The 26,027-nt window shown below is 60.2% G+C and carries 25 protein-coding genes; 13 read left to right on the plus strand and 12 right to left on the minus strand.

Going from position 1 to position 26,027, the window contains the following annotated elements; all coding sequences use genetic code 11:
- The first annotated feature begins 28 nt into the window (after positions 1 to 28).
- Together rhlB and glpE are read left to right on the plus strand one after the other, a co-directional pair.
- A complete protein-coding gene (gene rhlB / locus A3714_RS04990) occupies positions 29 to 1,285 on the plus strand; it encodes an ATP-dependent RNA helicase RhlB (RefSeq protein WP_063509442.1) in 1,257 nt (418 codons plus the stop codon).
- Positions 1,260 to 1,580: a thiosulfate sulfurtransferase GlpE gene (gene glpE / locus A3714_RS04995; protein WP_062817448.1), complete on the plus strand. Its 321-nt coding sequence runs from the start codon at positions 1,260 to 1,262 to the stop codon at positions 1,578 to 1,580. Before rhlB ends, glpE begins: the two co-directional genes overlap by 26 nt.
- Before the next feature lie 118 nt (positions 1,581 to 1,698).
- Here glpE and A3714_RS05000 read toward each other — a convergent pair whose 3' ends face one another.
- A complete protein-coding gene (locus tag A3714_RS05000) occupies positions 1,699 to 2,382 on the minus strand; it encodes an OmpW family protein (protein WP_062817449.1) in 684 nt (227 codons plus the stop codon).
- Between the two features lie 142 nt (positions 2,383 to 2,524).
- On the opposite strand from A3714_RS05000, the gene A3714_RS05005 reads away from it, so the two are divergent.
- Positions 2,525 to 3,535: a hypothetical protein gene (locus A3714_RS05005; RefSeq protein ID WP_063509443.1), complete on the plus strand. Its 1,011-nt coding sequence runs from the start codon at positions 2,525 to 2,527 to the stop codon at positions 3,533 to 3,535.
- 57 nt (positions 3,536 to 3,592) lie between these two features.
- On the opposite strand, the gene A3714_RS05010 is transcribed toward A3714_RS05005, so the two are convergent.
- Positions 3,593 to 5,056: a PhoH family protein gene (locus A3714_RS05010; protein ID WP_082810901.1), complete on the minus strand. Its 1,464-nt coding sequence runs from the start codon at positions 5,054 to 5,056 to the stop codon at positions 3,593 to 3,595.
- Positions 5,057 to 5,375: 319 nt separating this feature from the next.
- On the opposite strand from A3714_RS05010, the gene A3714_RS05015 reads away from it, so the two are divergent.
- Positions 5,376 to 5,837, plus strand: coding sequence for an isoprenylcysteine carboxylmethyltransferase family protein (locus tag A3714_RS05015; RefSeq protein WP_063509444.1), 462 nt, complete (start codon positions 5,376 to 5,378; stop codon positions 5,835 to 5,837).
- Here A3714_RS05015 and A3714_RS05020 read toward each other — a convergent pair.
- Entirely contained in the window at positions 5,737 to 6,453 is a 717-nt protein-coding gene (locus A3714_RS05020) for a YiiX/YebB-like N1pC/P60 family cysteine hydrolase (protein WP_063509454.1), read from the minus strand. The two genes, A3714_RS05015 and A3714_RS05020, sit on opposite strands and share 101 nt — an antisense overlap.
- 468 nt (positions 6,454 to 6,921) lie before the next feature.
- Between A3714_RS05020 and A3714_RS05025 the strand changes: the two genes are divergently transcribed.
- The 3 genes from A3714_RS05025 (at position 6,922) to A3714_RS05035 (ending at position 9,461) form a co-directional block, all read left to right on the plus strand.
- Positions 6,922 to 7,968, plus strand: coding sequence for a M14 family zinc carboxypeptidase (locus A3714_RS05025; RefSeq protein ID WP_082810903.1), 1,047 nt, complete (start codon positions 6,922 to 6,924; stop codon positions 7,966 to 7,968).
- 130 nt (positions 7,969 to 8,098) lie between these two features.
- Positions 8,099 to 8,569, plus strand: coding sequence for a hypothetical protein (locus A3714_RS05030; RefSeq protein WP_063509445.1), 471 nt, complete (start codon positions 8,099 to 8,101; stop codon positions 8,567 to 8,569).
- Positions 8,570 to 8,786: 217 nt separating this feature from the next.
- Entirely contained in the window at positions 8,787 to 9,461 is a 675-nt protein-coding gene (locus A3714_RS05035) for a TorF family putative porin (RefSeq protein ID WP_063509446.1), read from the plus strand.
- A 150-nt stretch (positions 9,462 to 9,611) separates the two neighbouring features.
- Here A3714_RS05035 and A3714_RS05040 read toward each other — a convergent pair whose 3' ends face one another.
- The 5 genes from A3714_RS05040 to A3714_RS05060 form a co-directional block, all read right to left on the minus strand.
- The gene (locus A3714_RS05040; RefSeq protein WP_063509447.1) at positions 9,612 to 10,550 is read right to left on the minus strand and encodes an endonuclease/exonuclease/phosphatase family protein; all 939 of its coding nucleotides are present in this window, start codon (positions 10,548 to 10,550) and stop codon (positions 9,612 to 9,614) included.
- A 344-nt stretch (positions 10,551 to 10,894) separates the two neighbouring features.
- A complete protein-coding gene (locus A3714_RS05045) occupies positions 10,895 to 11,302 on the minus strand; it encodes a hypothetical protein (RefSeq protein WP_063509455.1) in 408 nt (135 codons plus the stop codon).
- A 12-nt stretch (positions 11,303 to 11,314) separates the two neighbouring features.
- Positions 11,315 to 12,547, minus strand: a complete 1,233-nt coding sequence (locus A3714_RS05050) for a hypothetical protein (RefSeq protein ID WP_063509448.1) — start codon at positions 12,545 to 12,547, stop codon at positions 11,315 to 11,317.
- Between the two features lie 83 nt (positions 12,548 to 12,630).
- Positions 12,631 to 13,077 (minus strand): copper chaperone PCu(A)C, encoded by a 447-nt coding sequence (locus A3714_RS05055; protein WP_063509449.1) that lies wholly within the window; start codon positions 13,075 to 13,077, stop codon positions 12,631 to 12,633.
- A complete protein-coding gene (locus A3714_RS05060; protein ID WP_063509450.1) occupies positions 13,058 to 13,636 on the minus strand; it encodes an SCO family protein in 579 nt (192 codons plus the stop codon). The genes A3714_RS05055 and A3714_RS05060 overlap by 20 nt, the downstream gene beginning before the upstream one ends.
- 94 nt (positions 13,637 to 13,730) lie before the next feature.
- On the opposite strand from A3714_RS05060, the gene miaB reads away from it, so the two are divergent.
- Positions 13,731 to 15,068: a tRNA (N6-isopentenyl adenosine(37)-C2)-methylthiotransferase MiaB gene (gene miaB, locus A3714_RS05065; RefSeq protein WP_062817459.1), complete on the plus strand. Its 1,338-nt coding sequence runs from the start codon at positions 13,731 to 13,733 to the stop codon at positions 15,066 to 15,068.
- A gap of 24 nt (positions 15,069 to 15,092) precedes the next feature.
- On the opposite strand, the gene A3714_RS05070 is transcribed toward miaB, so the two are convergent.
- The 3 genes from A3714_RS05070 to A3714_RS05080 all read right to left on the minus strand — a co-directional run bounded on the left by A3714_RS05070 (position 15,093) and on the right by A3714_RS05080 (position 18,461).
- Positions 15,093 to 15,794: an anti-sigma factor domain-containing protein gene (locus A3714_RS05070; protein WP_197463365.1), complete on the minus strand. Its 702-nt coding sequence runs from the start codon at positions 15,792 to 15,794 to the stop codon at positions 15,093 to 15,095.
- A complete protein-coding gene (locus A3714_RS05075) occupies positions 15,779 to 16,333 on the minus strand; it encodes an RNA polymerase sigma factor (RefSeq protein ID WP_062817461.1) in 555 nt (184 codons plus the stop codon). The genes A3714_RS05070 and A3714_RS05075 overlap by 16 nt, the downstream gene beginning before the upstream one ends.
- 127 nt (positions 16,334 to 16,460) lie before the next feature.
- Entirely contained in the window at positions 16,461 to 18,461 is a 2,001-nt protein-coding gene (locus A3714_RS05080) for a hypothetical protein (RefSeq protein WP_063509452.1), read from the minus strand.
- Between the two features lie 295 nt (positions 18,462 to 18,756).
- Between A3714_RS05080 and A3714_RS05085 the strand changes: the two genes are divergently transcribed.
- The 4 genes from A3714_RS05085 to A3714_RS05100 are packed head-to-tail and all read left to right on the plus strand — an operon-like array spanning position 18,757 to position 22,468.
- Positions 18,757 to 19,761 (plus strand): PhoH family protein, encoded by a 1,005-nt coding sequence (locus A3714_RS05085; protein ID WP_062817463.1) that lies wholly within the window; start codon positions 18,757 to 18,759, stop codon positions 19,759 to 19,761.
- Entirely contained in the window at positions 19,733 to 20,236 is a 504-nt protein-coding gene (gene ybeY, locus A3714_RS05090; RefSeq protein WP_062817464.1) for an rRNA maturation RNase YbeY, read from the plus strand. Before A3714_RS05085 ends, ybeY begins: the two co-directional genes overlap by 29 nt.
- Positions 20,236 to 21,117, plus strand: a complete 882-nt coding sequence (locus tag A3714_RS05095) for an HlyC/CorC family transporter (RefSeq protein ID WP_062817465.1) — start codon at positions 20,236 to 20,238, stop codon at positions 21,115 to 21,117. Before ybeY ends, A3714_RS05095 begins: the two co-directional genes overlap by 1 nt.
- A complete protein-coding gene (locus tag A3714_RS05100; RefSeq protein WP_063508505.1) occupies positions 21,089 to 22,468 on the plus strand; it encodes a rhomboid family intramembrane serine protease in 1,380 nt (459 codons plus the stop codon). Before A3714_RS05095 ends, A3714_RS05100 begins: the two co-directional genes overlap by 29 nt.
- A gap of 417 nt (positions 22,469 to 22,885) precedes the next feature.
- Here A3714_RS05100 and A3714_RS05105 read toward each other — a convergent pair whose 3' ends face one another.
- Positions 22,886 to 24,193: a hypothetical protein gene (locus A3714_RS05105; RefSeq protein ID WP_231867824.1), complete on the minus strand. Its 1,308-nt coding sequence runs from the start codon at positions 24,191 to 24,193 to the stop codon at positions 22,886 to 22,888.
- A 256-nt stretch (positions 24,194 to 24,449) separates the two neighbouring features.
- Between A3714_RS05105 and lnt the strand changes: the two genes are divergently transcribed.
- On the plus strand, positions 24,450 to 25,937 hold the full coding sequence (gene lnt, locus A3714_RS05110) for an apolipoprotein N-acyltransferase (RefSeq protein WP_063508506.1): 1,488 nt from the start codon (positions 24,450 to 24,452) through the stop codon (positions 25,935 to 25,937).
- Positions 25,938 to 26,027: the final 90 nt, after the last annotated feature.

The raw sequence follows: 26,027 nt of genomic DNA on the forward strand, positions 1-26,027 counted from the left end.
GACTCTTGCATTCAGACTGAGCGAATACATGCAAAAAGACAAGACAAGCACCTGGACCCTGGATCAGTTCCCGGTGCCGAAAAAAGACGGTGAAACCCGCTTCCATGACTTTGATCTGGACCTGAACCTGATGCGCGGCATCGCCGACCAGGGCTTCCAGTATTGCACGCCCATCCAGGCGGAAGTCCTGGGCCATACCCTGGCCGGTGCCGACGCCATTGGCCGGGCCCAGACCGGCACCGGCAAGACCGCCGCCTTCCTGATCACGGTGATCAACGACCTGCTGCGCCACCCCATTCAGGTAAAGCGCTACGCCGGCGAGCCCCGGGCCCTGATCGTTGCCCCGACCCGGGAACTGGCCATGCAGATCGAAAAGGACGCCAGGGCGCTGGCCAAGTACACCGACTTGCAGGTGATGAGCGTGGTTGGCGGAATGAACTTCAACCGCCAGCAGGAGCGCCTGCAGAACGAGTTGATCGACATTCTTGTGGCAACCCCCGGTCGCCTGCTGGATTTCGCCAAACGCCGTGATCTGTGGCTGGACCGGGTGGAATTCCTGGTGCTGGATGAAGCGGACCGCATGCTGGATATGGGCTTTATTCCCGACGTGAAACGTATCGTCGGCATGACCCCGAAAACCCGATACCGGCAGACCCAGCTGTTCTCTGCCACGTTCAGCGATGATGTGATGAATCTGGCCCGCCGCTGGACCGAGGATGCCGAGGTGGTGGAAATCGAGCCCGCCCAGGTCACCACCGACACCGTGGAGCAGAAGGTCTACATCACGAATGCCGATGACAAATTCACCCTGCTCTACAACCTGATCACCGGCATGAACATGGACAAGGTAATCGTCTTTGCCAACCGCCGGGATATTACCCGCCGGGTCAGTGACCGCCTGCAGAAGAAAGGTCTGAAAGTGTCGCTGATCTCCGGTGACGTGCCCCAGACCCAACGCATGAAGACCCTGGAACGCTTCCGCGCCGGCGATCTGCAAGTGCTGATCGCCACCGACGTGGCCGGCCGGGGCATCCATATCGACGGCGTCTCCCATGTGGTGAATTACAACCTGCCGGAAGACCCGGAGGACTACGTTCACCGTATCGGCCGCACCGGTCGGGCTGGCGCCAGCGGCATGTCCATCAGCTTTGCCTGTGAAGACGATGCCTTCCTGCTGCCGGAACTGGAAAATGCCATCGGCATGAGACTGGAATGCGAGTATCCGCCGTCGGATCTGCTCGCCGAGAAGGACTCAGAAAATGGCAAAACGCATCAGCCCGGATGAGGGCAAAACCCGTTTCGACCAGGGCGACGCCCTGTTCGTGGATATCCGTGACCCGGCCAGTTTTGCCGCTGGCCATTTACGCGGCGCCGTCCACCTGACCCAGGCCAATGTGGAGCCGTTTCTGGCTGATACCGCCCCGGAAAAACCCCTGGTGATCTACTGCTACCACGGCAACAGCAGCCAGGGCGCCGCCGACTGGCTGAGCGAGCAGGGATTCAGTGATGTGGTCAGCTTGGATGGTGGCTATGAAGTTCTCCGCCAGCGCTTCCCGGAACTGCTGGAAGAAATGGCCTGACCCGTGACCATGAGCCGCACAGCGGAGCCTGCTCATGGTCATCGGGCTTTCCCCCAACGTCATAGGCCATGCCTGCAACCCGCTACCGGGAGCAGGCGTGCCCCTGACGCATAGTGCCTCAGAACCGGTAACCCAGCCCTACCATGTACACCCAGGGATCGATTTCCACATCGATCTTGTCCACGCGGGCGTCATTGACATACAGGCGCGCCTCGGTATCGATATCGATGTTCCAGACGCTGACGTTGAACAACCAGTTCTCGTTCAGGGAAAAGTCAGCACCCACTTCCCAGGCAAAGCCCATGGAATTACTGAGCTTCACATCCGCATCAGCCCCCCCCAGCAGCGGACTGACCACTGCATCGTCGATGCTGTCCTCGAAAAACAGGGTGTAGTTCAACCCTGCGCCCAGATAAGCCCGCATGGGCCCGACCTGAGGGGCATAGTATTGTGCCAGCAGCGTGGGCGGCAGGTGCCCGGTTTCGCCGATAACCACCCCGCCGCCACCGGTATCCAGAAGGATGTCATGGGTAAAAGGGGTCGCACCGACCAGCTCAACACCGATCGAGTCAGTGACCATATACGCCAGGGTCAACCCCAACTGGGTATCGTCATCCACATCGACGCCCAGGCCACCCACCGCAGGCAGCGCCGGATTGAAGACCTCGCTGCTGGCATCCGGATCCACCTTAATCCCCCCCAGGCGCACAATCACATCCCCCGCCTTGTGGGCCAGGGCCGGCCCGGCCATCAACACTCCGGTTAGCAGCAGCGCCGCTTTTCCTTGTCCTCGCAGTTGCATACAGTTCCCCTTTGTTCCAGCAAGATAGAGACAGTGACCCGATACCCGGCACAGGCTGTAATGGCCACCCCACCGGTACTATTGAAAGGCCGTTGGAGAACGGGGGTATTGTTCTGAATCAATAAAAAGAGGTTTTACGACCATGTCATCCGCCGAATTGATTTCCGCCCTGCGCGATGCGCACCAGGCACACCTTTGTGCACAACTGCAGAACGAGGACCACTGGCAGGCCCTGATGGCTCAGGCCAGTGACAGCCTGGGCGCCGTTCCCCTGGGCAAACTGGTAGACAGCGATTCCCTGACCTCGGTAGTGGATCAATGGCTGCAACAGGCGCTCAGCGCCCAGGGACTGCAGACGGTGGTCAGCGATGTGAGCAAGGCGGTCTGGGAAGCCGCTGAAAAGGATCCGGCTACCGTGGGCGAGCTGCTCAGTGAAGACCATTTCGAGGCGATCCTGGAGCAGGTGCTGAAGCTGCAAACCCTCCGCGAGAAAGCCATCCACGCGGCCATGAGCCATCCGCTGGTCAGCGAAATGGTCAGTGAAATGCTCTATACCGGGATCAAGAACTTTCTGCTGGAAGAAAATGCCCTGGCCAAACTTCCCGGCGTCAGCAGCGTGATGAAAATGGGTCGCAAGAGCATGGTGGGCAAGGCCATGGGTGGCATGGAAGAGTCCATCCGTGATTATCTGAGAAAGAATATCCGTGTCACCCTGAGAACCGGCGAGCAATGGTTGAACAAGCAGCTCACCAATGAGCGCATCGAGCAACTGGCCAGAGACGGTTACCAGCGTGTGGCACCGCTCAAACCCGCCAACTATCTGAAGCTGGTACCCGCCGGCACTATCGATGAAGTGGTCAGCCAGGGCTGTGCCATCGGCGATGAAACTGCCCGCCTGGACTACACCCGCCGTCTGGTCAGCGTGGGCATCCACGCCGCCGTTCAGTCCCTCAGCGACATGCCCCTGCAAACCCTGCTGGACGGCATGAAGATCAGCGAAGATCAGGTCCGCCAGATCACCGCTCCCGCCCTGGCACGCGGTGCCACAATCCTGATTGAGCAGGGCGTACTGGAACCGTTTATTCAGTGGGTGCTGGATGATTTTTATCAGTCGGAAGCGTGCAAGGCAGCCATAGAGAAGATTAACGGCTGATAGGAAACCGCTGTAGGAGCGCCTCGAGAGGCGCTCCTACAGGTTAACCGCTACGCGTTAAAGAAACTGCTCGGCGTATTCCGCCAGCAACGACCTCGGCACCCCGTTCAGCTGCACCGAACCACCATGAACGAACCGCTTGAAGCGTTCGGTCATGTAGGTCAGGCCCGAGCTGGTGGGTGACAGATAGGGGGTGTCGATCTGGGCCAGGTTGCCCAGGCACACCACCTTGGAGCCTTCCCCGGCCCGCGTGATGATCGCCTTCATCTGATGGGGAGTCAGGTTCTGGCTTTCGTCAATCAGGATCAGGGATTTCTGGAAGCTGCGGCCGCGGATATAGTTCATGGCCTTGAACTGGATGTTGGCCTTTTCCTTCACGTACTGAATGCTCCCGGAAGGATTTTCATCGTTCAGGTGCAACGCCTCGATATTGTCGTTGATAGCCCCCAGCCAGGGGTCCATTTTTTCCTCTTCGGTACCGGGAAGGAAACCATGCTCTTCCGCCAATGGCGGCGTAGACCGGGTGGCGATGATCTTGTTGAAACGCTTCTGTTCCACCGTCATTTCGATGGCGGCCGCCAGCGCCAGAATGGTTTTCCCGGACCCCGCGGCCCCGGTGAGGGTGACCAGGTGCACATCCGGATCCATTAACAGTTGCAGCGCCATGGCCTGCTGCAGGTTTTTCGGGCGTAACCCCCAAACCTCCTGATCCAGCAGACTGTCGGCCTTGTAATGCCGCAGGGTCACGACGCCGTTGTTCACATCCATGACCCGCCCGACAAACCCCTGTTCATCAATCACGTACTGATTGGGATAGACCTCTTCGCCCAGGATCTCACTCACCAGCAGACCATGGGACAGATGATGCAGGGTATCGGCGCCCACCTGCTCGGTTTCCACCTGGGTGACCTGATCCCAGAAGGAACCGGGCACTTCGAAGTAGCCCCGGGTCAGTTGCTTGATGTCCGATACCAGCTGATCGTTGTGGTAATCCTCCGACTCGATGCCACAGGCCCGCGCCTTGAGGCGCATGTTGATGTCCTTGGTCACCAGAATAAAACGTCGCTCCGGCTGACTGGCCTGCATGGCCACCACATCGTTGATGATGCGGTTATCGTTCAGGTTATCAGGCAGTGGCGCCCTGTCGTTGTCCGGCTTGGACATCAGCACCGTCAGCGTGCCCTGGGTGACCGTCTCCGGCCCCCGGGGGATGGGGATACCCGCTTCCACCTCTGCCGGGGTGGCACTGCCAAGCACCCGGTCGATCTGGCGAATGGCCGCGCGGCAGTCTGCCGCCGTATGGGATTTGCCGCTCTTCAGCTTATCCAGCTCCTCCAGCACCGTCATGGGAATCACCACCCGGTGTTCCTCAAAATTGAGTAACGAATTCGGGTCGTGGATCAGTACGTTGGTATCGATGACGTAGGTTTTTTGCTGTTCTTGTTCGAGGGTTGAATCGTTCTGGTTGGCGCTTGCGTGGTTGACGGAGAGGGTGTGAAGTCTGGCCGCGCGCTCTTCCATGCGTATCCCCTGTGACGGTTGCGTCGTGGGCGGCTACGGCTCGGGCGTCAGATCTGGCTCATACTGTGACAAAGCGAGAGTGACGCCTGCGCCTGCCGCCGTTGGTTTAAGCCTTTTGGCGGTTCAGTTGCAGCAGCTGTAACAGCTTATGATCGCGATCACTCCCGCAAGGGCGGGATTGGAATTACCATAACCCAGCTTTTTCGAAATGATCAATAGAAAACCTCGCAAAGTTTGCCAGCGGACAGGCAGCTGGCTGTCATAGTGTTTAGAATACCCGCGTATTTTTCTCTTCGTTTTCTGTCACCAGGTGATTGCCATGTCCCTCGAGCACCCGCAAGTAATGATGCCGCCACCGGCCCTGTATCTGGGGGGGCTGCTGATGGGTTATGGCATCGATCAGGCCCTGCCGCTCCCCGCCCCGGCATTCCCGGGTGATCACTGGGTGATTCTGGCGCTGGCCGTGATTGGCACCACCCTGGTGCTGGCTGCGGCGATCCAGCTGCGCCTGGCACGCACGACCCTGGTTCCCCATCGCCCCGCCAGTCAGCTGCTTACCACAGGCGTATTCCGGCTGAGCCGCAATCCCATCTACCTGGGCTTTACCGCGCTCTACCTGGCCATGGCCCTGAATCAGCACAGCCCGGGCATGCTGATCATGCTGGTCCCGGTGGTCTGGGTTATCCAGCAGCATGTGATTGTTGCGGAAGAAGCGTTTCACGCCCAACAGTTCGGGGAGCAATGGCAGGCCTATCAGCAACGTGTTCGGCGCTGGCTGTAACCCGGGCCCGGATGGCGGTGGCTTGTGGCCCACTCTTGAGAAACTCCACGGCCCCCAGCTTGCCGTGTTGCAAACGCATGTGACGGGAACCGAAATGCCCCGGCACCAGCGTGCTGGCGCGGGTCTGGCGGGGTAACCAGCCCAACCGCCGGTACAGTTCCGCCACCAGTTCCGAACAGAACCAGCCGCGCTGGTCCGGCTTGCGGGTAAAACCGGTCAGCACATCCAGGGCATTGCACAGCACGTAATTCTTGTAGGGACGGTGGAGCAACCGTTTGACCAGGCGCGTCAGCAGTTGCTGTTGACGATCACTCAATGGCGGCCCATGCCGTCGACGCAACGCCACCGTGCCCGGGTAATCTCGTAGCTTGTCTGCCAGTGGAACCAGCGCCACACCGGCCACCGGACAGCCCAGGGTCACATCCGGTGATTCACTCAAGGTGGTAGATTCCAGAACCAGCGGATCGGGATTACCGGGCAGGTGCACGACCATGCCGATATGACTCCAGGGACTACGGGTAAAGACCCGGATCACCTCACTGGTAAAACCGCGGCCGGAAAACAACAGCAGATCCCCGGTTCGCAGTGAGCAAGCAGAATCAAGAGGCATTGTCATGGGCACGGCCACAGGCTCTTATCCGTTGCAGGACTATCCTGTGGCCACACTAGAAATTCGGCGTGACAGTTCGCTGACAGTGGCGTCACGGTTTGGTGAAGAAAAACTGCCCATCTCGCTACAGCGCCGCGGTAGGAACGGAGCGCAGGGGAGTAACGCCCGCAGGGCGGCCCCGTAGGGGTGAGCGCAGCGAATAACACCTCTTGAGGTGCGAATCCGAGTGACAGCGAAGGAAATGTACCAGGTAACCACCGGCTCCTTCTAAAGACACCTGTCGAGCCCGGAAATCCCTGATCGCCCTTCGGTCGATTTCCTCGCTTCGCGAGGTTCGCGGCTCAAGATCCGCTCCTACAGCGGCTCCGTAGCGTAGATACCCAGGTGATAACATGCAGGCAAGGCATCGTCACATTCCTGTTATCTGCCGTCGTTACCCTGTGTAATTCTCTTTGCCAGTCCCCGCCCCCGCCTATGGAAGACACCCTCTACCTGCTGCAACGCCATCTGCCAGAGCTTCTGCATCTGGATGCCCTGATTCGTCATGGTGAACGCCACCTGCGGGTGTCCACGGTTCATGAGGTGCCCATGGGTGAGTTGTCCTTGCCGGTGCGGGTGATCGAAATGGGCAGCACCTCCCCCGGCGTGCCGGTGATCGGTTTTTTTGGCGGTGTGCATGGGGTGGAGCGGATCGGCAGCCAGGTGCTGATGTCCTGGTTGCACAGCCTGATTCATCGTTTGCAGTGGGACGATCAGCTCCATCGCCGGCTGGAGCAGGTGCGTCTGGTATTCATGCCCATGATCAACCCGGGTGGCATCTGGAAGCGCACCCGCAGCAACCCCAATGGCGTGGACCTGATGCGCAACGCGCCCATCGATGCCATGGGCCGGGTGCCTTTTCTGGTGGGCGGCCACCGCATTAGTCGACACCTGCCCTGGTATCGGGGAAAAAGTGGTGCCCCCATGGAAGCGGAAGCCCAGGCGTTGGTGCGCGTGGTTCGGGAAAAACTGATGCCAGCTCCCTTTGCCATGAGCGTGGATTGCCACAGCGGCTTTGGTCGTCGGGACCGTATCTGGTGCTGCTACGCCCGCAGTCATCGCCCTATTCCCCACATCGGTGAGGTGTACCGGCTCAAACAACACTTCGAAGACACCTATCCCCATCATCACCCCTACCTGATCGAGCCCCAGTCGGTGAACTACACCACCCATGGCGATCTCTGGGATTATCTCTACGACGATGCCCAGGATCGGGCACCGCAACACACCTTCCTGCCCTTTACCCTGGAAATGGGCTCCTGGCTCTGGGTGCGCAAGAATCCCCGGCAGATGCTGGATTTCTTTGGCTATTTCAACCCGGTCATCGGCCACCGGCACCACCGGGTACTGCGCCAGCACCTGCCCCTGTTCGAGTTTCTCACCGCCATGACCGCCAACGCCGGCAACTGGTTACCCTCCAACCGGGAAAAACCTGCACTGACCCGGGAGGCGATCAGCCACTGGTTCGGTGACACACACTGATCCCATCGTTACTGTTGCCCCCTCGCCGGGCTCGCTGGCAATTCATGGCCCCGACCTTGCAACAGAAACCCCATTGGGTCTGCCGTCCGGCTGACATACACTTTGCCAAACGCCCTGATAAGGACACATCATGAAAGCCCTGATTTTCGCCCCTCTGGCCCTGCTGGCCGGCTGTCAGCATCTCAATTACCAGGAACCCACCACTGGCGAGACCGCCCAGGTTACCTTCACCAGCAACGATACCGCCGCCCAGCCCGTCGTCTGTGTGCCCGGCAAGGGCTTCCAATCCACCGACTATGCCCTGTCGCAAAGCCCGATCAGCGGTGGTGCACTGGACGAACTGCTGGAAACCATGAAGAAAAGCCCGGAGGTCACAACAACGGTCGACGCGGCCCCCGCCACCCGCATTGGCGTGATCTACAATCGACGCCAGGCGGACAACAGCCGGGACCGCTGTCGTGTCGCCCTGCAGTTTTCTCCCCAGGCCGGTGGCGAGTACCAGGCGCACTTTGTCTACGACAAGGGTCAGTGCGGTCTGTCATTAAAGGATGCCGCTGGCAACAGCGTCGATGCGGTGCAAACTGACTGGCAGTGCCCATAACGGGCGCACCAATGCGGTGCGCGGCACCAATTTCGCGCACCGCATTCTCTGTTTCCCCTTTGTGAAACCCGCTTTTTTCCCCCCAACAATCATCAAGCCACTGTTTTTTATCAACAAAAAATAGTTGGCACGCTCTCTGCAATATCTAATGCGAGCCGAAAAGGCGGTGCGTCACCAGCGCACATTGAACGAATTAGACTTGTTAAGAGGGTTGCACATGAAAAACGTATTTGGTCTGAAGAAAACCGTTTTGGCCGCTTCCATCGTCGCTGCCAGCCTGGCTCCGGCCATCGCTGCTGCTGAAGTCAGTGGTACCCTGGGTGCGTCCAGCCAGTACTTGTGGCGTGGTCAGCAGCTGACTGACGGTGCTGCGGTATACGGTAGCGTTGACTACTCCCACACGTCCGGTCTGTACGCTGGTGCCTGGGCCTCTTCTGAAACCGACGACACCGAGTACGACCTGTACGCCGGTTTCGGTGGTGAGTTCGAAGGTCTGAGCTACGACATCAGCTACATCGACTACAACTACACCGCTGGCGGCACCGCAGGCGACAACCCTGCATCCGGCGCTGACTTCCAGGAAGTTCACCTGGGCGTTGGCTTTGCCGGCCTGAGCGCTGATGCCTTCATCGGTGTGGGTAATTCCGGCAAGGGTGGCGATGAAGATTACGAAAGTGACTACTTCGCTGTGGGTTACGGCTACGACAAGTACTCCGCCACCGTGGGCTTCTATGACTTTGAAGCTGACGACAGTGACTACACTCACTTGGATCTGAGCTACGCCGTTACCGATCAGTTCACCTTCACCCTGTCCAAGATCGTTGATCAGGAAGAAGACGACACCTACGACGACGATCTGGTGATGAGCGTTTCCTACGAGTTCGCACTGTAAGCACCAAGAACACGGGCGGCGCATGCCGCCCACTGTTTAACGCCGCGGGGCTCTCCCTGGTCCTCGCAAACACGCAAGCAACCCCGCGGCGTCTTTTTCGTTTCCACGGAACATCCGCCACGCTCCAGGCAACACGCCAGACCTGCCCTTTTATCTCCCTCCAGTAAAGTACACGACCACCGCATCATGATCAGACACTGGCGTCACGCCCTGACTGCCGTACAAGCTGTGATAGCGACCCGCATTACCCCGGGTTACCGCCGTTCTGGAGACTGCCTTTTTCGCCGCCCGTGACACCCAGATATGGTCCAGCGCCTGTGGCCGGCAACGATAACGAAAGCTGTAGCGCTCCGGTTCCGGCATAAGCTGCCACAGATTGAACAGACCGGATTCCGCAAAACGCGCATAGCTGGCAGAGAGCCGCCCGGCATCCCAGGTGCTGTTGAAGTCACCGGCGACAATGAGCGGTCCATCCTGCTTAGTGACCCAGTTGGCCAGCAACGCCGCCTGGCTCTGCCTTTTTTCCTGGACCTGCGCTTTTTGCAGACCTCGCGCACTGCGCAGGTGCACCACAACCAGCTGCAACTGCCGAGGTGCATGCACCGTCACGTGCAAGGGCGGACGGGAAAACAGTGCGTGGCCGTAAAAGTCCTGCTCCACAAACAGGCTTTCCGCCGAGGCAATCTGCACCGGCTGACGATAGAGCAGGCCCACATCCATGCCGGAGGGATCATTGCCCTCTTTCAGAACGACGCGGTATCGCCAACCGTACCCGGCAAGTCGCTCTACCAGCGCCGCCAGTAATTGACGGTTTTCCACTTCCTGAACAGCCAGCATATGGGGCGCCCGCAAAGGGCCGGCGATGAAATCTGCCAGCGCCTCTAATCGCCTCTCCAGCACAGCAGAAGAAAGCGGTTTATCCAGATGGCTGTCTTTGCGGATATCACGAAGCCGCCACAGGTTCAGCGTCGCCAGGTTCCATTCATTTTCTGCCGGGGCGGGTACACCACGGGCGGGAGCCAGGCCTCGACAATCTGCCCACAGGCTCACAGGAACAAGAAGCAGGTAGACGATCAGTAAATAGCGCATTGACGCAGTTTATGAGGTGTCGGCAAAGCACAGCAGAGGCGAAGTCTCAAACATGGGTAGGAAAGAGGACCGACCGCTGCAGGGGGATCTCTGTCATTTTGGCACTGGCTTGCCCCGGAATTTCTTCCGGATAACAGGGCCCCGACTGTAAACCCCTGACCGCCCCCTATAGCGTAGGGTGCCACTGAGCCTGGGGCGAACTGCACCATCAAACGCCGAATCGGTGCAGTTCGCCCCAGGCTCAGTGACACCCTACGTTTTGCAACACTGCCGTGGGCGGATAGGACCATAAAAAAGCCCGCCGATGAGGCGGGCAAGGGGTCTGTGAACAACAACAGAAAACGTCAGGGCCGGTACACCACCTTCAGGTCCGGGGTTACCTGTGAGGCATCCAGGTAGCCAACAAAATTCCGGTTACTGCCTACCAGCAAAACCATCTCCTGGTCGCTGGATACCTCTCTGGGCGGCATGCCACGACCGGTGAAGATCATCCGCGCCCAGTAGCTTTTCATTTGCTCCGCACTCTTGCCGAGCACCTGCTGGTAAAACGCCTCCCGGGCGTCGCCTCGCGATGGCAAATCCAGCGGCTTCACCGAGACACCGGAAACCCGACGGGCCTGGCCATTGAAGATCTGCCGAACTTCATCCTGTGTCAGCGCCCCAAGACTGCTGTTGGCAGACACCACCACCACCGGGTCCGCCTGAACGGTGGTTGCCAGCATCAGGAGCAATGAGAACATTATTCTTTTCATGATCATTCCTCCTTAAAAAACCAGATCGGCACTGAGACGAATCACTGTGGCGTGGTCCTCCTCAAGCGGTGCACCCTCGGTAACAAAGAAACCGGAAGTGCTTACCTCACTATCGGAAAAATCGTAGTAGTAGCTGACTTCCCCTTTCAGGGCGATGGCCTCACTGAGGGAGTAGCGCAAACCGCCAGTCCAGCTTTTCTGCTGCTCTGCCAGACCGTTATTCAGGGCAGCGGGAAGGCTGCGATCCAGGTCACGGGGATTAACTTCGGCCCAGGTCACCATGGGCATCCATTTGCCGAGATATTTGCCGACGGTGACGTAGCCGCTCTCGCTGCTGGGATACCAGTTGCCAAAATCCAGTCGCGCTTTTTCTGCGGAAAAGAACCAGCTGCCATCATCGTATTGCAGGCCCAGGCCGGCAAAATAGGTGTACACCTCATCAAAGGACAGGCCCAGGATCGGGGGGACACCGGCGGCTGCCAGATCATCCTGGCTGACTGACACATCCGCGGCACTGTAGGCCGCTCTCAGCGTCCAGTTACGCCAGTAGCTGGTGAAGTTCAGGCCGCTCAGATCGTCGGCCTGAAACTGGGCGTTGGCCACACGGTCTCCCCCGTCCACGGTACTGGATCCCCAGAACCCGGAAAGGCGGTGCGAAACCGGCCCGGTGGTAAAACGCCAGGAAGCCTCCATCGCCTCCATGGTTTTTACCGGTGCCAGCTGATACACCTCCGCGGGCAGGCTGGCCCACGGGTAGGCATAGCCCACATCGATGTATTGGGAGTGCATATAGAACGGCGCCACGATGCGCCCGGCTTTCACGCTGACAGCGTCACTGAACTGGTAATCCAGATAGGCCCACTGCAATTCCGCATTGAATTCGTCAGCGCCGGACGCAAACAGCTGAACCACGGCCTCTGCCCGGTCGCTGAGCCTGGCGTTGAACTGGACCCCGGCGCGGGTCAGGGAATCATGGCTCCAGGTGTCATCGGCGCCATCGATATAGCTGGCAGAGCCCGAGGTCGTCTCCAGCTCCGCCCGGGACACGCCGGCGGACAGGAAGCCGTTGATGCGGATCCGGTCTGCGGCATCGTCCAGGGTATTGTCGAATTGTTGTTTTTCGAGCTGTTCCAGGCGCTGCTCATAATCCAGCAGCCGCTGCTGGAGATCACTTTCCGGAGTCTGGGCCCAGAGTGGGCTTGCACTCAGGGTGGCACCCAGCATCACGGATAATGCCTTTTTCATAGGTTCCCCATGCTTTTATAGTCGTTCCGGTTATGCAAAGACTACGAATAAAGCATGGGATTATCCGCAAAACGGAACCCGGTTCAACCGTCAGTTTGGGACTGGCGTATAACCGGGAAGCCAGTGCAGGCATCTTTCCCGCCTTTCAGGTGAAAACAGATCTCCACCGTTTCTCCGGGGGCCGACACCTCGGTGAGCTTCATCAGCATCAGGTGCTTGCCTCCCGGCGCCAGGGTGACACTCTCTCCCGCCGGGATTTCCAGGTGGTGTAGATGCACCATCCGGCGACTGCCATCACCGGTACTTTCCATGTCATGCAGCATGGTGTGACCGGCGGCCGGGGTACTCACGCCGGTGATGGTCACAGGCTCCTCCCCGTCATTGTTCAGGGTCACATACCCCGCCATGGCCGGCGAAACCGGGGGCACTGCACGCAGCCAGGGGTCGCTGAAGGTCAGCTCCGCGTGGGCAGGCACCGCAAGGGCAACCACCGCTGCCACCAGGGCGAATTTAAAGCAGGCTCTTGGCATCGTTTACCACCTCATCAATCGTGAAATCCGCCGGGTACAGTTTGCGCACCCGACCCTGGTCATCCAGCAGGTAAATATAGTCACTGTGGGTGAACAGATAATCCTGTTCTTGCTGATCCTTGATGAACACCACGCCGTACTGTTTGGCCACCTGGCGGATCTCCTCCAGACTGCCGGTGAGGCCGATGATGTTCGCCTTGAACCAGGTCAGGTATTCCTTAAGATGCGCCGCCGTATCACGCTCTGGATCAAAAGTGATGAAGACCGGCTGGACCTGATCCGCCTCCCCGGCTTCTTGCAGCTGCCGGTACACCTGGGCGACCCGGGCCAATACCGCCGGGCAGATATCCGGACAGTGGGTGTAGCCAAAAAACAGGATCGTCACCTTACCGTTGAGCGCTGCCTGACTGAAAGGCTCGCCGTTCTGGTCAGTCAGTGTAAACTCACCCCCCAGCCGGGTATTCACAGGCAAGTCACTTTCCTGCTTGCCACAGCCGGCCAGCAGAAAGGCCAGCAGCAGAGGCAGGAGATACGGTAGAAGGTACGGCAGTTTTCGCATGATCTCTCCGGTTGGTATAATCCGCGCCCATTTTGACGCTATTCGAGGGTTAGGCAAGCCAAAGCGGCTGACAACCCAATGATGGAGGTGCCCCTTGGCACGCAAGCTTTTTATTCAGACCCACGGCTGCCAGATGAACGAGTACGACTCCACCCGCATGGTGGACCTGCTCGAATCCAGCCATGGCCTGGAGCCCACCGACAATCCGGAAGAAGCGGACGTATTGCTGCTCAACACCTGTTCGATCCGGGAAAAAGCCCAGGAAAAGGTGTTTCACCAGCTGGGTCGCTGGAAAAAGCTCAAGGATGCCAAGCCGGACATGGTGATCGCGGTCGGTGGCTGCGTCGCCAGTCAGGAAGGCGATGCCATCCGTGACCGGGCCCCCTACGTGGACGTGGTATTCGGTCCACAGACCCTGCATCGTCTGCCCGGCCTGATTACCCAGGCCGCCACCACCCGAAAACTGGCCATCGATGTGACCTTTCCGGAAGTGGAAAAGTTCGACAACCTGCCAGAACCCAGCGTGGATGGCCCCAGCGCCTTTGTGTCCATCATGGAAGGCTGCTCCAAGTACTGTACCTTCTGCGTGGTGCCCTATACCCGTGGCGAGGAAGTGAGCCGCCCGGTGCAGCCGGTGCTCCAGGAGATCGAGCATCTGGCGGAAATGGGGGTCCGCGAGGTCAACCTGCTGGGCCAGAATGTGAATGCCTACCGGGGGGTCGGCGCTGATGGTGACACCCTGGACCTGGCTGACCTGATCCGGCTGATCCGCGACATCGACGGCATCGATCGCATCCGCTACACCACCAGCCACCCGGTGGAGTTTTCCGATTCGCTGATCCAGGTCTATGAGGACGTGCCGGAACTGGTCAGCCACCTGCACCTGCCGGTGCAGTCCGGCTCCGACCGTATCCTGGCCATGATGAAACGCAACCACATGGTGCTGGAATACAAGAGCAAGCTGCGCAAGCTCAAGCGTATCCGCCCGGACATCTCGTTCAGCTCCGATTTCATCATCGGCTTCCCGGGAGAAACCGACCGGGACTTCGAGGACACCATGAATCTGATCCACGACATCGGCTTCGATATGTCTTTCAGCTTCATCTACAGCGCCCGTCCGGGTACCCCGGCGGCAGACCTGCCTGATGACGTGCCCCTGGACGTGAAAAAACAGCGCCTGGCCATCCTGCAGCAGCGCATCAACCAGAACGTGCAGGACATTTCCCGCAAGATGGTGGGCAGTACCCAGCGCATTCTGGTTGACGGTTTTTCCAAGAAAGACCCGGGCCAGTTGAAAGGGCGTACCGAAAACAATCGAGTGGTGAACTTCCGCAGCGATGATACCGATCTGATCGGCAAATTCGTGGACATCACCATCGCCCAGGCCTACAGCAACTCCCTGCTGGGCAGCGACCCGCGCAACCCGGGCTGAGCCCGGGTTGCCCCTCACGCCGCGCTAAAGCGCCACCGCTCGGCCGATAAACAGAACCGGGCCGGTGGGTCGATCAGCAGGGGAACCACCCGGCGGTTCCAGCGTCAGTTCGAACAGCTGACCGCTTTCCACGTCCCCCACCCGGCTGGCAGGCAGGACCAGAGGCTGGCCAGGATTCACCAGACCCAGAGAGCGAGGCCCTTGCGCGGGATCCGCCAGGGTCCAGAACTGAACACTGCGATCCACCGGGTACTCGCTGTCTGCCAGCGGCGTCAGCTGCAAGTCACCCCGGTCAGAAACGGTGATTCGCCAACCCGGACTCGCCGCCTCCCCCGGTGCCTGTAACACCACGGTATACACCGGTGCCGGAACCCGTAGCGGCCCCAGCAACAGAACCACTGCCACCAACAGGCCGGCACTGACCGTTCGCCACAGCGACGGGCTTTGCCAGAGCGCCTGCCAGACCGGACGACGGCGTGTGGCCACTTCAGCGATTTGTCGTTCGATACGCTGCCATAATCCAGGGGGCAGCGGTTCCGGCTCCAGCAACTCGGCTGCGCCCAGCCAGTGGGCCTGCCAGTGGCTGGCCAGCTGGGCGGCGTCGTCATCCTGCTCCAGCCAGCGCTCCACCTCGGCGGCCTGCTCGGGGGAAAGCAGCCCGAGAACATGCTCGGCAATCAACAATTGCCGCTCCTGGGAATCGCGGGGAATCATAATCGCAGGCACTCCTGCAATCCTTTCAGCCCGGAGCGAACACGGCTCTTGATCGTGCCCAGGGGGACGGCCAGGGTGTCGGCAATCTGCTCGTAGGTGAACCCCTGATAAAACGCCATCAGAATGGGACGCCGGCGATCCATTTGCAGGGTCTGCAAACAATCGATGATGGCACGGCGTTGGTCATTCTCCAGGGAGCATTGCTCCGGAGACGGGCCCGGGTCCGGCCACTGGTCACCCGGCAGGGGCTCGAAGGCTTCCCGGCGGGACCGGTGATGCTGATTGATCAAACGATAACGCAACAGCCCGAACAGCCAGGTCCGCGCGCTGCCACGTTGACTACGGAAACGTCCGGCATTTTTCCAGACCTGGACAAAGGTATCCTGAAGCGCATCTTCTGCCAGGGACGCATCCCCGGTAAATCGACGGGCCAGCGCCAGCATGCGCGGTGCCTCGTTGACGTAAAGCTGATGGAAAGCTCGACGATCGCCCCGGGCACAGGCCTGCACCAGGGCATCTCCCTGCTCCAACTCAGCGCGCGAATCGTCCATGAAGCAACATCCCTGATGAAAGACTAGGTGAAGATCATTCACCAGAGTGCGAGAAAAATGTGTCAAGAAGAAGACCGGGCCGCCGAAGCGGCCCGGGACAGGGGGACCGTAATACGGTCCCCAGACGTTACTCCGGAGCGCGACCAAGAGAATCCGTAATCAGGGACACCGATTCCGGTGACGACTGATTCCAGGTTTGCGACGGTGCCACATCGCCACTGGCAGCACTGAGGATATTATCGAAGCGCAGCACCACACTCTGGGATTTCTCCGCCACGTACAGGTGCTGGCCATCAAAGGCGATATCCACCGGGTTACCCAGCAGGGTACTACCCACCGAATTGTTGTCGCCGTTATCGATATTCACGGTGACATCGGTGATACCGTCAGCGGTTGAACCGTTATCCAGCACATACAACTTGCCATCGGTGGGATTGGCACCGCTGCCCACATCCGACAGGATCAGCTGGTCGGTCTCTGCCACATGGACGATGCCATGCAGGTTGGTCGGAGCAGCAAATGCCACGCCCCCTTCTGCAGGCGTAATCAGCCGATCCGGGCCGGCACTGCCACGGGCCGTGCTGTAACTGTCGAATACCGCCACCGTACCGTCGGTGAGCGCCACGTACAGCCGGTCAGCCTCCGGGTCATAATCCAGATCCCAGGGCGCCACGCTGAGCGTGGTGGTAAACAGGGGCGCCACATCGCCGTCGGCCTGGGCACCGAACACTCTGACGGACGGGTTGCCATTGTCAGTCACCAGCACCCAGCCCAGGGCATCGGCCACATCAAACCCTTTCGGCGCCATCAGCCCGGTGCCGGCCCCCTCAATCAGCCGGTCACGGCTGAGCGTGAAGGTCTCGCCATCGCGACCCGTGGCCAGACGATTGATCACGGCAAGTCCGGAATCATAGGTAATGTAGGCGTCGCCCATCTGGTTGAATGCCAGGCTTTCACGATCCTGCGTGGTGGAAAAGCCACGCTGCATGGCGCCAAGGTCCAGATCCAGTACCACCACATCCGGGTCACCCGGGGCGGCAGGAGGATTGCTGGTCACCGCAACCCCGGTGAAGGTCGTGCCGGTGCTATCGATATCGGACAGGTCCGGTTGCAAGGCCGGTTCAACAATAATGGCCAGGGATTCGGGCTTGATGCTGTCGACCACCCTGGTCGGCGCGATATCGCCGGAGTCACCGGAAAACACATTCCGGTAAACCAGAATGGCGTCGTTGGATTTTTCCGCGATGTACACCGTGCTGTCATCCAGAACCAGATCCACCGGATTGCCCAGCTTGGTTGCCGGGCCGGCCAGGGTCCGTGCAGGCGTCACCGTCCCCTCGGCCGTGGAGGCCTCTTCAATCACGTACAGGCGGCCATCATCCGCTACCGCCGCATCACCCACATCACTGACCACCAGGGTGTCCGAGTCAGCCTGGTAGGCGATCCCGTGCAGATTGGAAACCGTACCGGCCGAATCCGGCGTGATCACACGGGCCGGCGTCGCCATAAAGCCCCCTGCCACATAATCATCCACCACGATGACAGTGCCATTGGTCATGGCCAGGAAGAGACGATCCGCCGCCTCATCGTAGGCGAGATCCCAGGTATTGCCCGACAGGGCCGTGGAGGCAAGCGGCGCGGCATTGCCACCGGCAGCGGTGCCGTAGACTTCAACGCTGTTACCGCCGATATTGGCAGCCATGACCAGGCCGGCCTGATGGGCAATGGCGATACCTTTCAGTGTCATGGAGCCCGGTGCCGGGACACTGCGATCCAGAGTGGCAACCGGGGCCGTGCCGTCGGTCCGTTCTGCCAGTTGATGAAGGACCTGCAGGGTACTGGGCGCCCCGCTACTGTCGTTGGCGGCATAGAGATTGCCCAACAGATCCAGCGCGATACCTTCATTGGCGTCCGCATTGAAGGTGGTCTGCACTTCCAGATCCGCATTCAGGCGGTCGATTTGACCGGCGTTGGCAGCACCATTGTGCATCACCAGCAATGCAGGCCCCTGGGCCACATCGGGGGAATTGATCAGGGAGCGATCACTGCCATTGCCCCCACAGGCTGCCAGCGTCACTGCAACGGCCAGTGGCGACAGCCACAGCAAACCTTTGCCTTTCACATTCATGTCATCTCTCCTTGGATAGCGATACCGGCGTGCCGCCGGCCAGTCAGGACAATCGGGTCCTGTTTCGGATACCGCCAACGCAGAGAGATGGATGTAACAGCAGGTAATGATTCTCGATTAAAGTGTATCCCGTTCAGAAAACACGGCGCGACCGGTTGTCCGACATGCCGCCATCAACCCTTGCGACCCGCCACCCTACAAGGCTAGGCTGCGCGGGTGATTTTTCTTCCCCGACAACGCGCTTCGGGGTATTCTGAAACTCTCTGCAACAGCCCAAGGGGCCACGTTTTCCATCTTGGACACACCACTCGCTTCCCAGCATATCAGCCTCGAACCCAACGATTCCCGTCGCCTGGCCAGTCTCTGCGGCCACCTGGACGAGCACATCAAGCAGATTGCCCAACGCCTGCATGTGGATATCCACAATCGTGGTAACCAGTTTCATCTGGCCGGGCCGGCCACCTCCGTGGAAGCTGCCGGGGCGATTCTCAGTGAGCTGTATGCGCAGACCGGGGATGGCACCGAGCTGACCCCGGAGATGGTGCACCTGCATCTGCAGCAGTCCAATGTGGCCGACCATGCTTCCGGAAAACACACCGGCAACACCGTGGCGTTTCCCAGTGACGAGGTGGTGATCCGCACCAAGCGAGTGCGCATCAAGCCCCGCGGTGCCCACCAGCGCGAATACGTCAAACAGGTCCGCAAATACGACATCAATTTCGGCATCGGCCCGGCCGGTACCGGCAAGACCTGGCTGGCGGTGGCCTGCGCGGTGGACGCGCTGGAAAAAGCGGAAGTCCAGCGCATTCTCCTGGTCCGCCCGGCGGTGGAGGCCGGTGAGAAACTGGGTTTTCTGCCCGGGGACCTGGCGGAAAAGATCGACCCCTATCTGCGTCCACTGTATGACGCCCTTTATGAAATGCTTGGCTTTGAAACCGTGGCCAAGTTGATGGACCGGATGGTGATCGAGGTGGCTCCGCTGGCCTACATGCGCGGGCGCACCCTGAACAACAGTTTCGTGATTCTTGACGAAGCGCAGAACACCACCCCGGAACAAATGAAGATGTTCCTCACCCGAATCGGCTTTGGCACCCGCGCCGTCATCACCGGGGATGTGACCCAGGTGGACCTGCCCCGCCACCAGCGCTCCGGCCTGGTCAATACCCTGGAAGTCCTGGACGGGGTGAAAGGGATCGGCGTGACCCGTTTCGACAGCCGCGATGTGGTTCGCCACCCGCTGGTACAACGTATTGTAGAGGCCTACGACCGCCATGAACGGGATACCGACACCCAGCGTTGATATCCAGTGGGCCAGCGACGCCCCGGACGCCCCCGACGAATCCCGGTTATGCGACTGGGTGCGCCATGCTGCCCAGACAGCCGGCGGCGTGGTGGGCGACATCACCCTGCGCATCGTCGATGAGGACGAAATTCGCACCCTCAACCGGGAATACCGCGACAAGGACAAACCTACCAATGTGCTGTCCTTCCCGTTTGAAATGCCCGAAGGGCTGCCGGAAGATGCCATGGAGCCCCTGCTCGGCGACATCATTCTCTGTGCCCCGGTAGTGCGGCGGGAGGCCATGGAACAGAACAAGACACTGGAAGCCCACTGGGCCCACATGGTGACCCACGGTGTACTGCATCTGCTGGGCTACGATCATATTGACGACGACGACGCGCAGATCATGGAAGCCATGGAAATCCGCGCCCTGAATGAACAGGGTTTTGCCGACCCTTACCACCTTGAGAACAATACGGAGCTTCACCCCTGATGTCGGACGACTATTCGGATAACGGTACCAGCCGAAGTTGGTTGGAGCGTGTCGGCCAGTTTTTCTCCTCCACACCCGGAGACCGGAACGAACTGCTGGACCTGATGCGCTCCATGCGCGATTCCCACATTATCGACGGGGACACCCTGGGGATTATCGAAGGCGCAGTCTGTGTGGCGGACATGCAGGTGCGCGAAATCATGATTCCCCGCTCCCAGATGGTCAGCATCAAGGCCAGCTCCGACCCACGGGATTTCCTGCCCACCATTATCGACTGTGCCCACTCCCGTTTCCCGGTACTGGGCGACGACCCGGACGAAGTGATCGGCATCCTGCTGGCCAAGGATTTGCTACCGCTGATCCTGGAACCGGCCCGTATGGACCGTTTCTCCATCAAGGACCACATCCGCTCTGCTATGGTAGTACCGGAATCCAAACGGCTCGATTCGCTGCTCCGTGAATTCCGTATCAGCCGCAATCACATGGCGATAGTGGTCAATGAATATGGCGGCGTGGCCGGGCTGGTGACCATTGAAGATGTCTTGGAACAGATCGTCGGAGAGATTGAAGACGAGCACGACGTGGAAGAAGAAGATTACCTGATCAAGGATCTCGACAACCACGAATACACCGTCAAGGCACTGACCCCCATCGATGATTTCAACGAGCACTTCCGCTGTCAGTTCAGCGATGAGGAATTCGATACCATCGGCGGGTTAGTGATGCAGAAATTCGGTCGACTACCGGGCCGCGATGAAAGCGTCGAACTGGATGGTTACCTCTTCACCGTGCTCAGCGCCGACGGCAGAACAATAAGATTGCTGCGGGTGACACCGCCGGGGGAAAACCACGATGCCACTACCACCGAGGTCGAAAGCTGACTCCATCGCCATGCTGGCAAACGCGCCCTGGGTGGTGGCTGCCATTGTGGTTGCCCTTCTGCTGGGCGCGCTGCTGAACCCGGCGAAAACGCCCCAGCCTGCCCTCGGCTGGTATCAACACAGTGGCCTGCAGACCCTGGAATGGAATAACTACCTGTCCTGGCTGCGCTTCAATGGCCAGGGCAAACTCGCCGGTCAACTGGAACAGCAGCTGGCCGCCGGTGATGTCCATGCATTCAGCGCCGCGATGCTCTCCCCCGCCTTCGTCACCGACAGTGAACAGCGTGCCCGGGATTTCTGGTCGCCGGCCCAGAGAGACACCTGGTCCGCCCTGCGCCAGCAGGTACCCGGTCAGCTCGCCGCCAGCAACCTGTATCGCTGGGGACTAGCAGACAGCAGCCCCCGTCCGGCCCGCTTCTTCACCGCCCCCTTCACCGGCGGCCCCTTGTGGCTGACCGCTCTGACCCTCCTCGCGCTGATGCCACTGGCATCCTCTCTGGAACGGACCCTGGGTCATGGCCGGGTGCTGACACTGTGGTTGCTGGGCTGCCTGCTGGCTGGAGCCGGCTACCTGATGCTGGCCCGGGCCGGGCAAACGCCGTTTCATGGCGCCACCCCTGCCCTGATGGTCTGGTATGGAGCCTTCCTCGGACTGCAGGGCTGGCGCACCCGATTATCCTTTCCGGTACCCGGCAGGGCGTGGCCCACGATCGCCCTGCCCACCGCCGCCCTGGCGATCATTCCACTGGCCTTGCTCGTCCTGCAGGCCTGGCAAAGCCAGCCCGCCACGGCCTACCTGGCCGCCGGCATGCTGGCTCTTGGCGGCGGCATCCTGCTGGTGCAGTTCATGCGCCCGGCAGAACCGGCTCAAGACATCGAGATCGTCATGCCGGACCCGCAGGATCAGCAAACCCTGCAACGCGGCTGGGAGGCCCTGGGCAGCCTCCAGCCGGCGGCCGCCATTGACGCCTTTCAGCAGGTGATTGAGCGACACCCGGATCACTTTGACGCCCTCACCGGCCTGTTCACTGCCCACCGCATGGGCCAGCACAGCAACGACTGGCTCCACACTGCCCATCGCCTGTTTGCCCACCCGGCCACCGAAAAGGGCCAACCTCAACAGGTCGCCGGCCACTGGCAACAGTTCCGCCAGCAACAGGGACCGACCTTGCCCGCCGCCATCGGCTGGCCCCTGGTGACCACCCTGACCCGGGCCGGAGAATTTGCCCAGGCGGAAGCCCTGGCCGCCAGCCTGGATCACCACGACACTCGCAAACCGGCCCTGCAGGCATTGCGCGAGGCGTTACTTCGGGAAGGATTGGGGCACCGGGCCAAGGCGCTTGAGCCATAGCGGGAACGCGGGAAGGACCGCAACAGCGCCATACCCGCGACCAAAGGCTGTAGGAGCGTCGCTTGCGGCGCGACTCGAGCCTTGGCGAGGTTTTCTCCTTTATGTAGGAGCTATGCTTGCCCCCAAGGGGGATCTGCGACATGCGAACCGCGCGTAGCGAGTCGGGAAAGATTGAAATCGATCCTCCATTCCTTCTGAAACCTGTCGAACCCTGAGATTCCTGATCGCCCTGCGGGCGATTTCCGCGCACGCGCGGTTCGCACCTCAAGAGGTATTATTCGCTTCGCTCACCCTTCGGGCCGCACTGCACAACGTGCGTTACTCCGCTGCGCTCCGTTCCTACAGCGACTTCGAAGAAGGCTCGGAGCTTGAGCAACTCTCGGCCCTTTCTCTATCCAACGCGCGTCGCTCGTAGCCCTACCCCCACGCCGCGCGGTAGTCCGCCACCTGCTTGCGCAGCTTCGCATCCCGGCACTGGCTTTCCACAAAACGCAGATACTGTTCCGCCTTGCCGGCGAGCCCGAATTGCTCGGCCAGGATCTTCGCCAGTAACAGATAGGCGTCGCCCAACTCGCTGAAGTCCGGGTATCGGTCGTGAAGATCCTTGAGTAACGCCACCGCCATTTTCGGCGCCTGCTTGTGAATACCCCGGGCCAGAGCCAGACGCAGGGACGGTGATGCGGGCAGCCAGCCGGGGGTAATTTCCCGCTCACGAGACAGCAACACCAGCGCCTCGGACCAGGCAGAAGCAAGCACCATTTTTTCCAGATAGGCCGGTGCCTGGCTGCGGCGTTCATCCTCCCGGCCGGTGATTTCCAGCAGGCGATCATAGCGTTGCCAGTCTGCCACCGTGGCGCCTTTATGCGTCAGGCTTTTGCCCGTACTCAATAGCACTTTGTCGAAGCGGCCGGCACAAAGCTGCACCCATTGACGCCGCTCTTCCAGCGGTGCACTGGCTTTCCTTACACCTTGATCCAGCCCCCAGAGGCGACCATGACGGGCCAGGATATCGCCGCACAGGCAAGCCAGCGCCAGCCACCAGAGGGCAGCCAGCGCACCCGCAACCCCCTGGGCCAAAGGCAGCGGCATCACATCCACGGCCACTGCCACCAACGCTACCCCCAGCAACCAACCCACAGAGGCCAACAACCCGGCGACCAGATAATCCCGGGGCGCCGAGAAGATGTAGGTCAACGCTGCCGCAAAGGATCCGGGCTGCGCCCCCTGGACCTGGATCGCCAGCCAGAAGGCCGGCACCAGAAACAAGCCCAGCGCACCGATCAGCAAGCCTGCAGACACCGATACCCACACCAGCATGAAGCCGGCGGGCACCATCACCATCAACGCCGGCAATGCCTGCAGCAGTGCCGCCCTCCACCCTGCCATATCAGACAGGCAGTCCCACCCCGGCACAGCGATTTTGCGTGCTTTTCCGGGGTGACTGCGCAATGCCATCACCGCCCGGCCAAATCCCCAGGCCGGCAAGCCCCCCAACAGAGCCACCGGGACCATCACCGGCAAGGGTGGCACCAACGCAGCCAGCAACGCCCATACCAGCAGCACCGGCAACAGCAATGGGGCGAACGGGTAACGCAGGTACCGGTCCAGTTGTCGCCACAACGGCCCACCCTGACCCTGCGCGGTGCTTTGCAGCTCCTGGTTGCAGAGCAGACAACGGGCCTCTGTCAGGCTACCTTCCCGGCTCTCCACACATTGCTGACACAAGTGCAGTCCATCATGGCTGCAATACCATAGCGCCTCCGTCCCCGGATGGTACTTGCAATAGTGTTTCACTATGATGCCCCCAAGCATTCACAAGGTGGCACAGCAACCATGGTTGCCCACCACTGGCGCCCCGCCTTGATCCGCAGGCAGGGCAAGATTGATTATAGGTTGTGATTGATACTTTATTCGTATTTTTGTAGGGACTCTAGCCGTATTGGCCAGACGGCCTGCTCGCCACCCTGAAACGAGGAATTCCATGCGTCACCGTCTGCTGGCCCTGATTGCCGGCCTGCTATTCCCGCTTGCCTTCGCCCCCTATGACCTGTGGCCACTGCTGTTCGTCAGCGTGGCCGCCGGCTTCTGGTGCCAGCAACAGGCGGCTACCGGCAAGGAGGCCTTCCTGCGCGGCTGGCTCTACGGCCTGGGCATGTTCGGCTTCGGTGTCTCCTGGGTGCATGTGTCCATGAACGACTATGGCTACATGCCGCTATGGATGGCGATTCCCTTTACGGCAATTTTCGCCGCCTTTCTGGCCCTCTTCTACGGCCTGACATTTTCCTTGAGCTGGCGCCTGGGACGCTCGGCACTGGTATTCAGCGGCGTCTGGCTACTGCTGGACTGGCTGCGTGGCTGGCTGCTGACGGGCTTCCCCTGGCTGTATGCCGGCTATGCACTTATCGATACTCCGCTGGCCAGCCTGGCGCCGCTGGGCGGGGTCTGGCTGCTGACCCTGGCCACGGTGCTGATCAGTGCCACCCTGATCCAGCTCCGCCAGCCGGGCGCGCTCCGCTGGGTTGCCGCCGGCCTGTCCGCGCTGGTTCTGATCACCGCCACGGCCGCGCATTTTCTGACCTTTACCCATGCCGCCGGCCCGGACCAGAAAGTGGCGCTGGTGCAGGGCAATATCCCCCAGGATCTGAAGTGGCAGATTTCCATGCGCGGCGAGACGCGACGTATCTACCATGAACTGACCCGGGAGATTCCCGGGGACACCCTGGTGTTATGGCCGGAATCGGCCATGACCGAGTTCTACCAGAGCATCACCGACTTTATCGAAGACGAGGGCGCGCAACTGGCAGACCGCAATGGCGCCCTGATTACCGGCATTCCCTGGCGCACCGTCAGCGATGCCGGCATTACCTACCGCAACAGTATTGCCGCCATCCCCTTGCGTGATGGCAACAACGGCAGTGAACGGGTCTACCACAAACAGAAGCTGGTGCCCTTTGGCGAATACGTTCCCCTGCAATCGTTGATACGCGGCCTGATCCCCTTCTTTGATCTGCCCATGTCCGGCTTTACGCCGGGCGATCCGGCCCAGCCCAACCTGCAGGTGCTGGGCCATACCGTGGCGCCGTTTATCTGCTACGAGATTCTCTATCCGCAACTGGTGGCCAGCCGCAGCCATGATGCGGATGTGCTGGTGACCATCAGCAACGACGCCTGGTTCGGCACCTCCGCCGGGCCGCTCCAGCATTTCCAGATGGCCCGTCTGCGGGCCCTGGAAACCGGCCGCTGGCTGCTTCGTGGCACCAACAATGGCGTCACTGCCGTCATCGACCATCAGGGCCGGATTGTGGATGCCCTGCCCCAATTCGAGCGTGACGTGCTGTACAGCCACTACCAGCCACGCACCGGCATTACCCCCTTTATGGCGCTGGGTGTCTGGCCCTGGCTGGTGCTCTCAGTGTTGTTGTTATTGCCTGCCATTCTGGAAAGGAAGGAAAAAAAGACCACTATATAACCTTTTAATATAAGCTTATTCCAAATTTGACTTTTACCTGCTTCCCTCCTATAACTGTGCCTGAATGCTACCCAGCCACAGGAGGGAACT

It is taken from the genome of Alcanivorax sp. HI0007, assembly GCF_001635525.1.
In the GTDB taxonomy this organism is placed as follows: Bacteria; Pseudomonadota; Gammaproteobacteria; order Pseudomonadales; family Alcanivoracaceae; genus Alcanivorax.

Excerpts from the sequence above, each read along its gene's own strand:
- rhlB (WP_063509442.1), top strand. The coding sequence starts at position 29 with ATGCAAAAAGACAAGACAAGCACCTGGACCCTGGATCAGTTCCCGGTG.
- glpE (WP_062817448.1), top strand. The coding sequence starts at position 1,260 with ATGGCAAAACGCATCAGCCCGGATGAGGGCAAAACCCGTTTCGACCAG.
- A3714_RS05000 (WP_062817449.1), bottom strand. The coding sequence starts at position 2,382 with ATGCAACTGCGAGGACAAGGAAAAGCGGCGCTGCTGCTAACCGGAGTG.
- A3714_RS05005 (WP_063509443.1), top strand. The coding sequence starts at position 2,525 with ATGTCATCCGCCGAATTGATTTCCGCCCTGCGCGATGCGCACCAGGCA.
- A3714_RS05010 (WP_082810901.1), bottom strand. The coding sequence starts at position 5,056 with ATGGAAGAGCGCGCGGCCAGACTTCACACCCTCTCCGTCAACCACGCA.
- A3714_RS05015 (WP_063509444.1), top strand. The coding sequence starts at position 5,376 with ATGTCCCTCGAGCACCCGCAAGTAATGATGCCGCCACCGGCCCTGTAT.
- A3714_RS05020 (WP_063509454.1), bottom strand. The coding sequence starts at position 6,453 with ATGACAATGCCTCTTGATTCTGCTTGCTCACTGCGAACCGGGGATCTG.
- A3714_RS05025 (WP_082810903.1), top strand. The coding sequence starts at position 6,922 with ATGGAAGACACCCTCTACCTGCTGCAACGCCATCTGCCAGAGCTTCTG.
- A3714_RS05030 (WP_063509445.1), top strand. The coding sequence starts at position 8,099 with ATGAAAGCCCTGATTTTCGCCCCTCTGGCCCTGCTGGCCGGCTGTCAG.
- A3714_RS05035 (WP_063509446.1), top strand. The coding sequence starts at position 8,787 with ATGAAAAACGTATTTGGTCTGAAGAAAACCGTTTTGGCCGCTTCCATC.
- A3714_RS05040 (WP_063509447.1), bottom strand. The coding sequence starts at position 10,550 with ATGCGCTATTTACTGATCGTCTACCTGCTTCTTGTTCCTGTGAGCCTG.
- A3714_RS05045 (WP_063509455.1), bottom strand. The coding sequence starts at position 11,302 with ATGAAAAGAATAATGTTCTCATTGCTCCTGATGCTGGCAACCACCGTT.
- A3714_RS05050 (WP_063509448.1), bottom strand. The coding sequence starts at position 12,547 with ATGAAAAAGGCATTATCCGTGATGCTGGGTGCCACCCTGAGTGCAAGC.
- A3714_RS05055 (WP_063509449.1), bottom strand. The coding sequence starts at position 13,077 with ATGCCAAGAGCCTGCTTTAAATTCGCCCTGGTGGCAGCGGTGGTTGCC.
- A3714_RS05060 (WP_063509450.1), bottom strand. The coding sequence starts at position 13,636 with ATGCGAAAACTGCCGTACCTTCTACCGTATCTCCTGCCTCTGCTGCTG.
- A3714_RS05075 (WP_062817461.1), bottom strand. The coding sequence starts at position 16,333 with ATGGACGATTCGCGCGCTGAGTTGGAGCAGGGAGATGCCCTGGTGCAG.
- A3714_RS05080 (WP_063509452.1), bottom strand. The coding sequence starts at position 18,461 with ATGAATGTGAAAGGCAAAGGTTTGCTGTGGCTGTCGCCACTGGCCGTT.
- ybeY (WP_062817464.1), top strand. The coding sequence starts at position 19,733 with ATGAACGGGATACCGACACCCAGCGTTGATATCCAGTGGGCCAGCGAC.
- A3714_RS05095 (WP_062817465.1), top strand. The coding sequence starts at position 20,236 with ATGTCGGACGACTATTCGGATAACGGTACCAGCCGAAGTTGGTTGGAG.
- A3714_RS05100 (WP_063508505.1), top strand. The coding sequence starts at position 21,089 with ATGCCACTACCACCGAGGTCGAAAGCTGACTCCATCGCCATGCTGGCA.
- lnt (WP_063508506.1), top strand. The coding sequence starts at position 24,450 with ATGCGTCACCGTCTGCTGGCCCTGATTGCCGGCCTGCTATTCCCGCTT.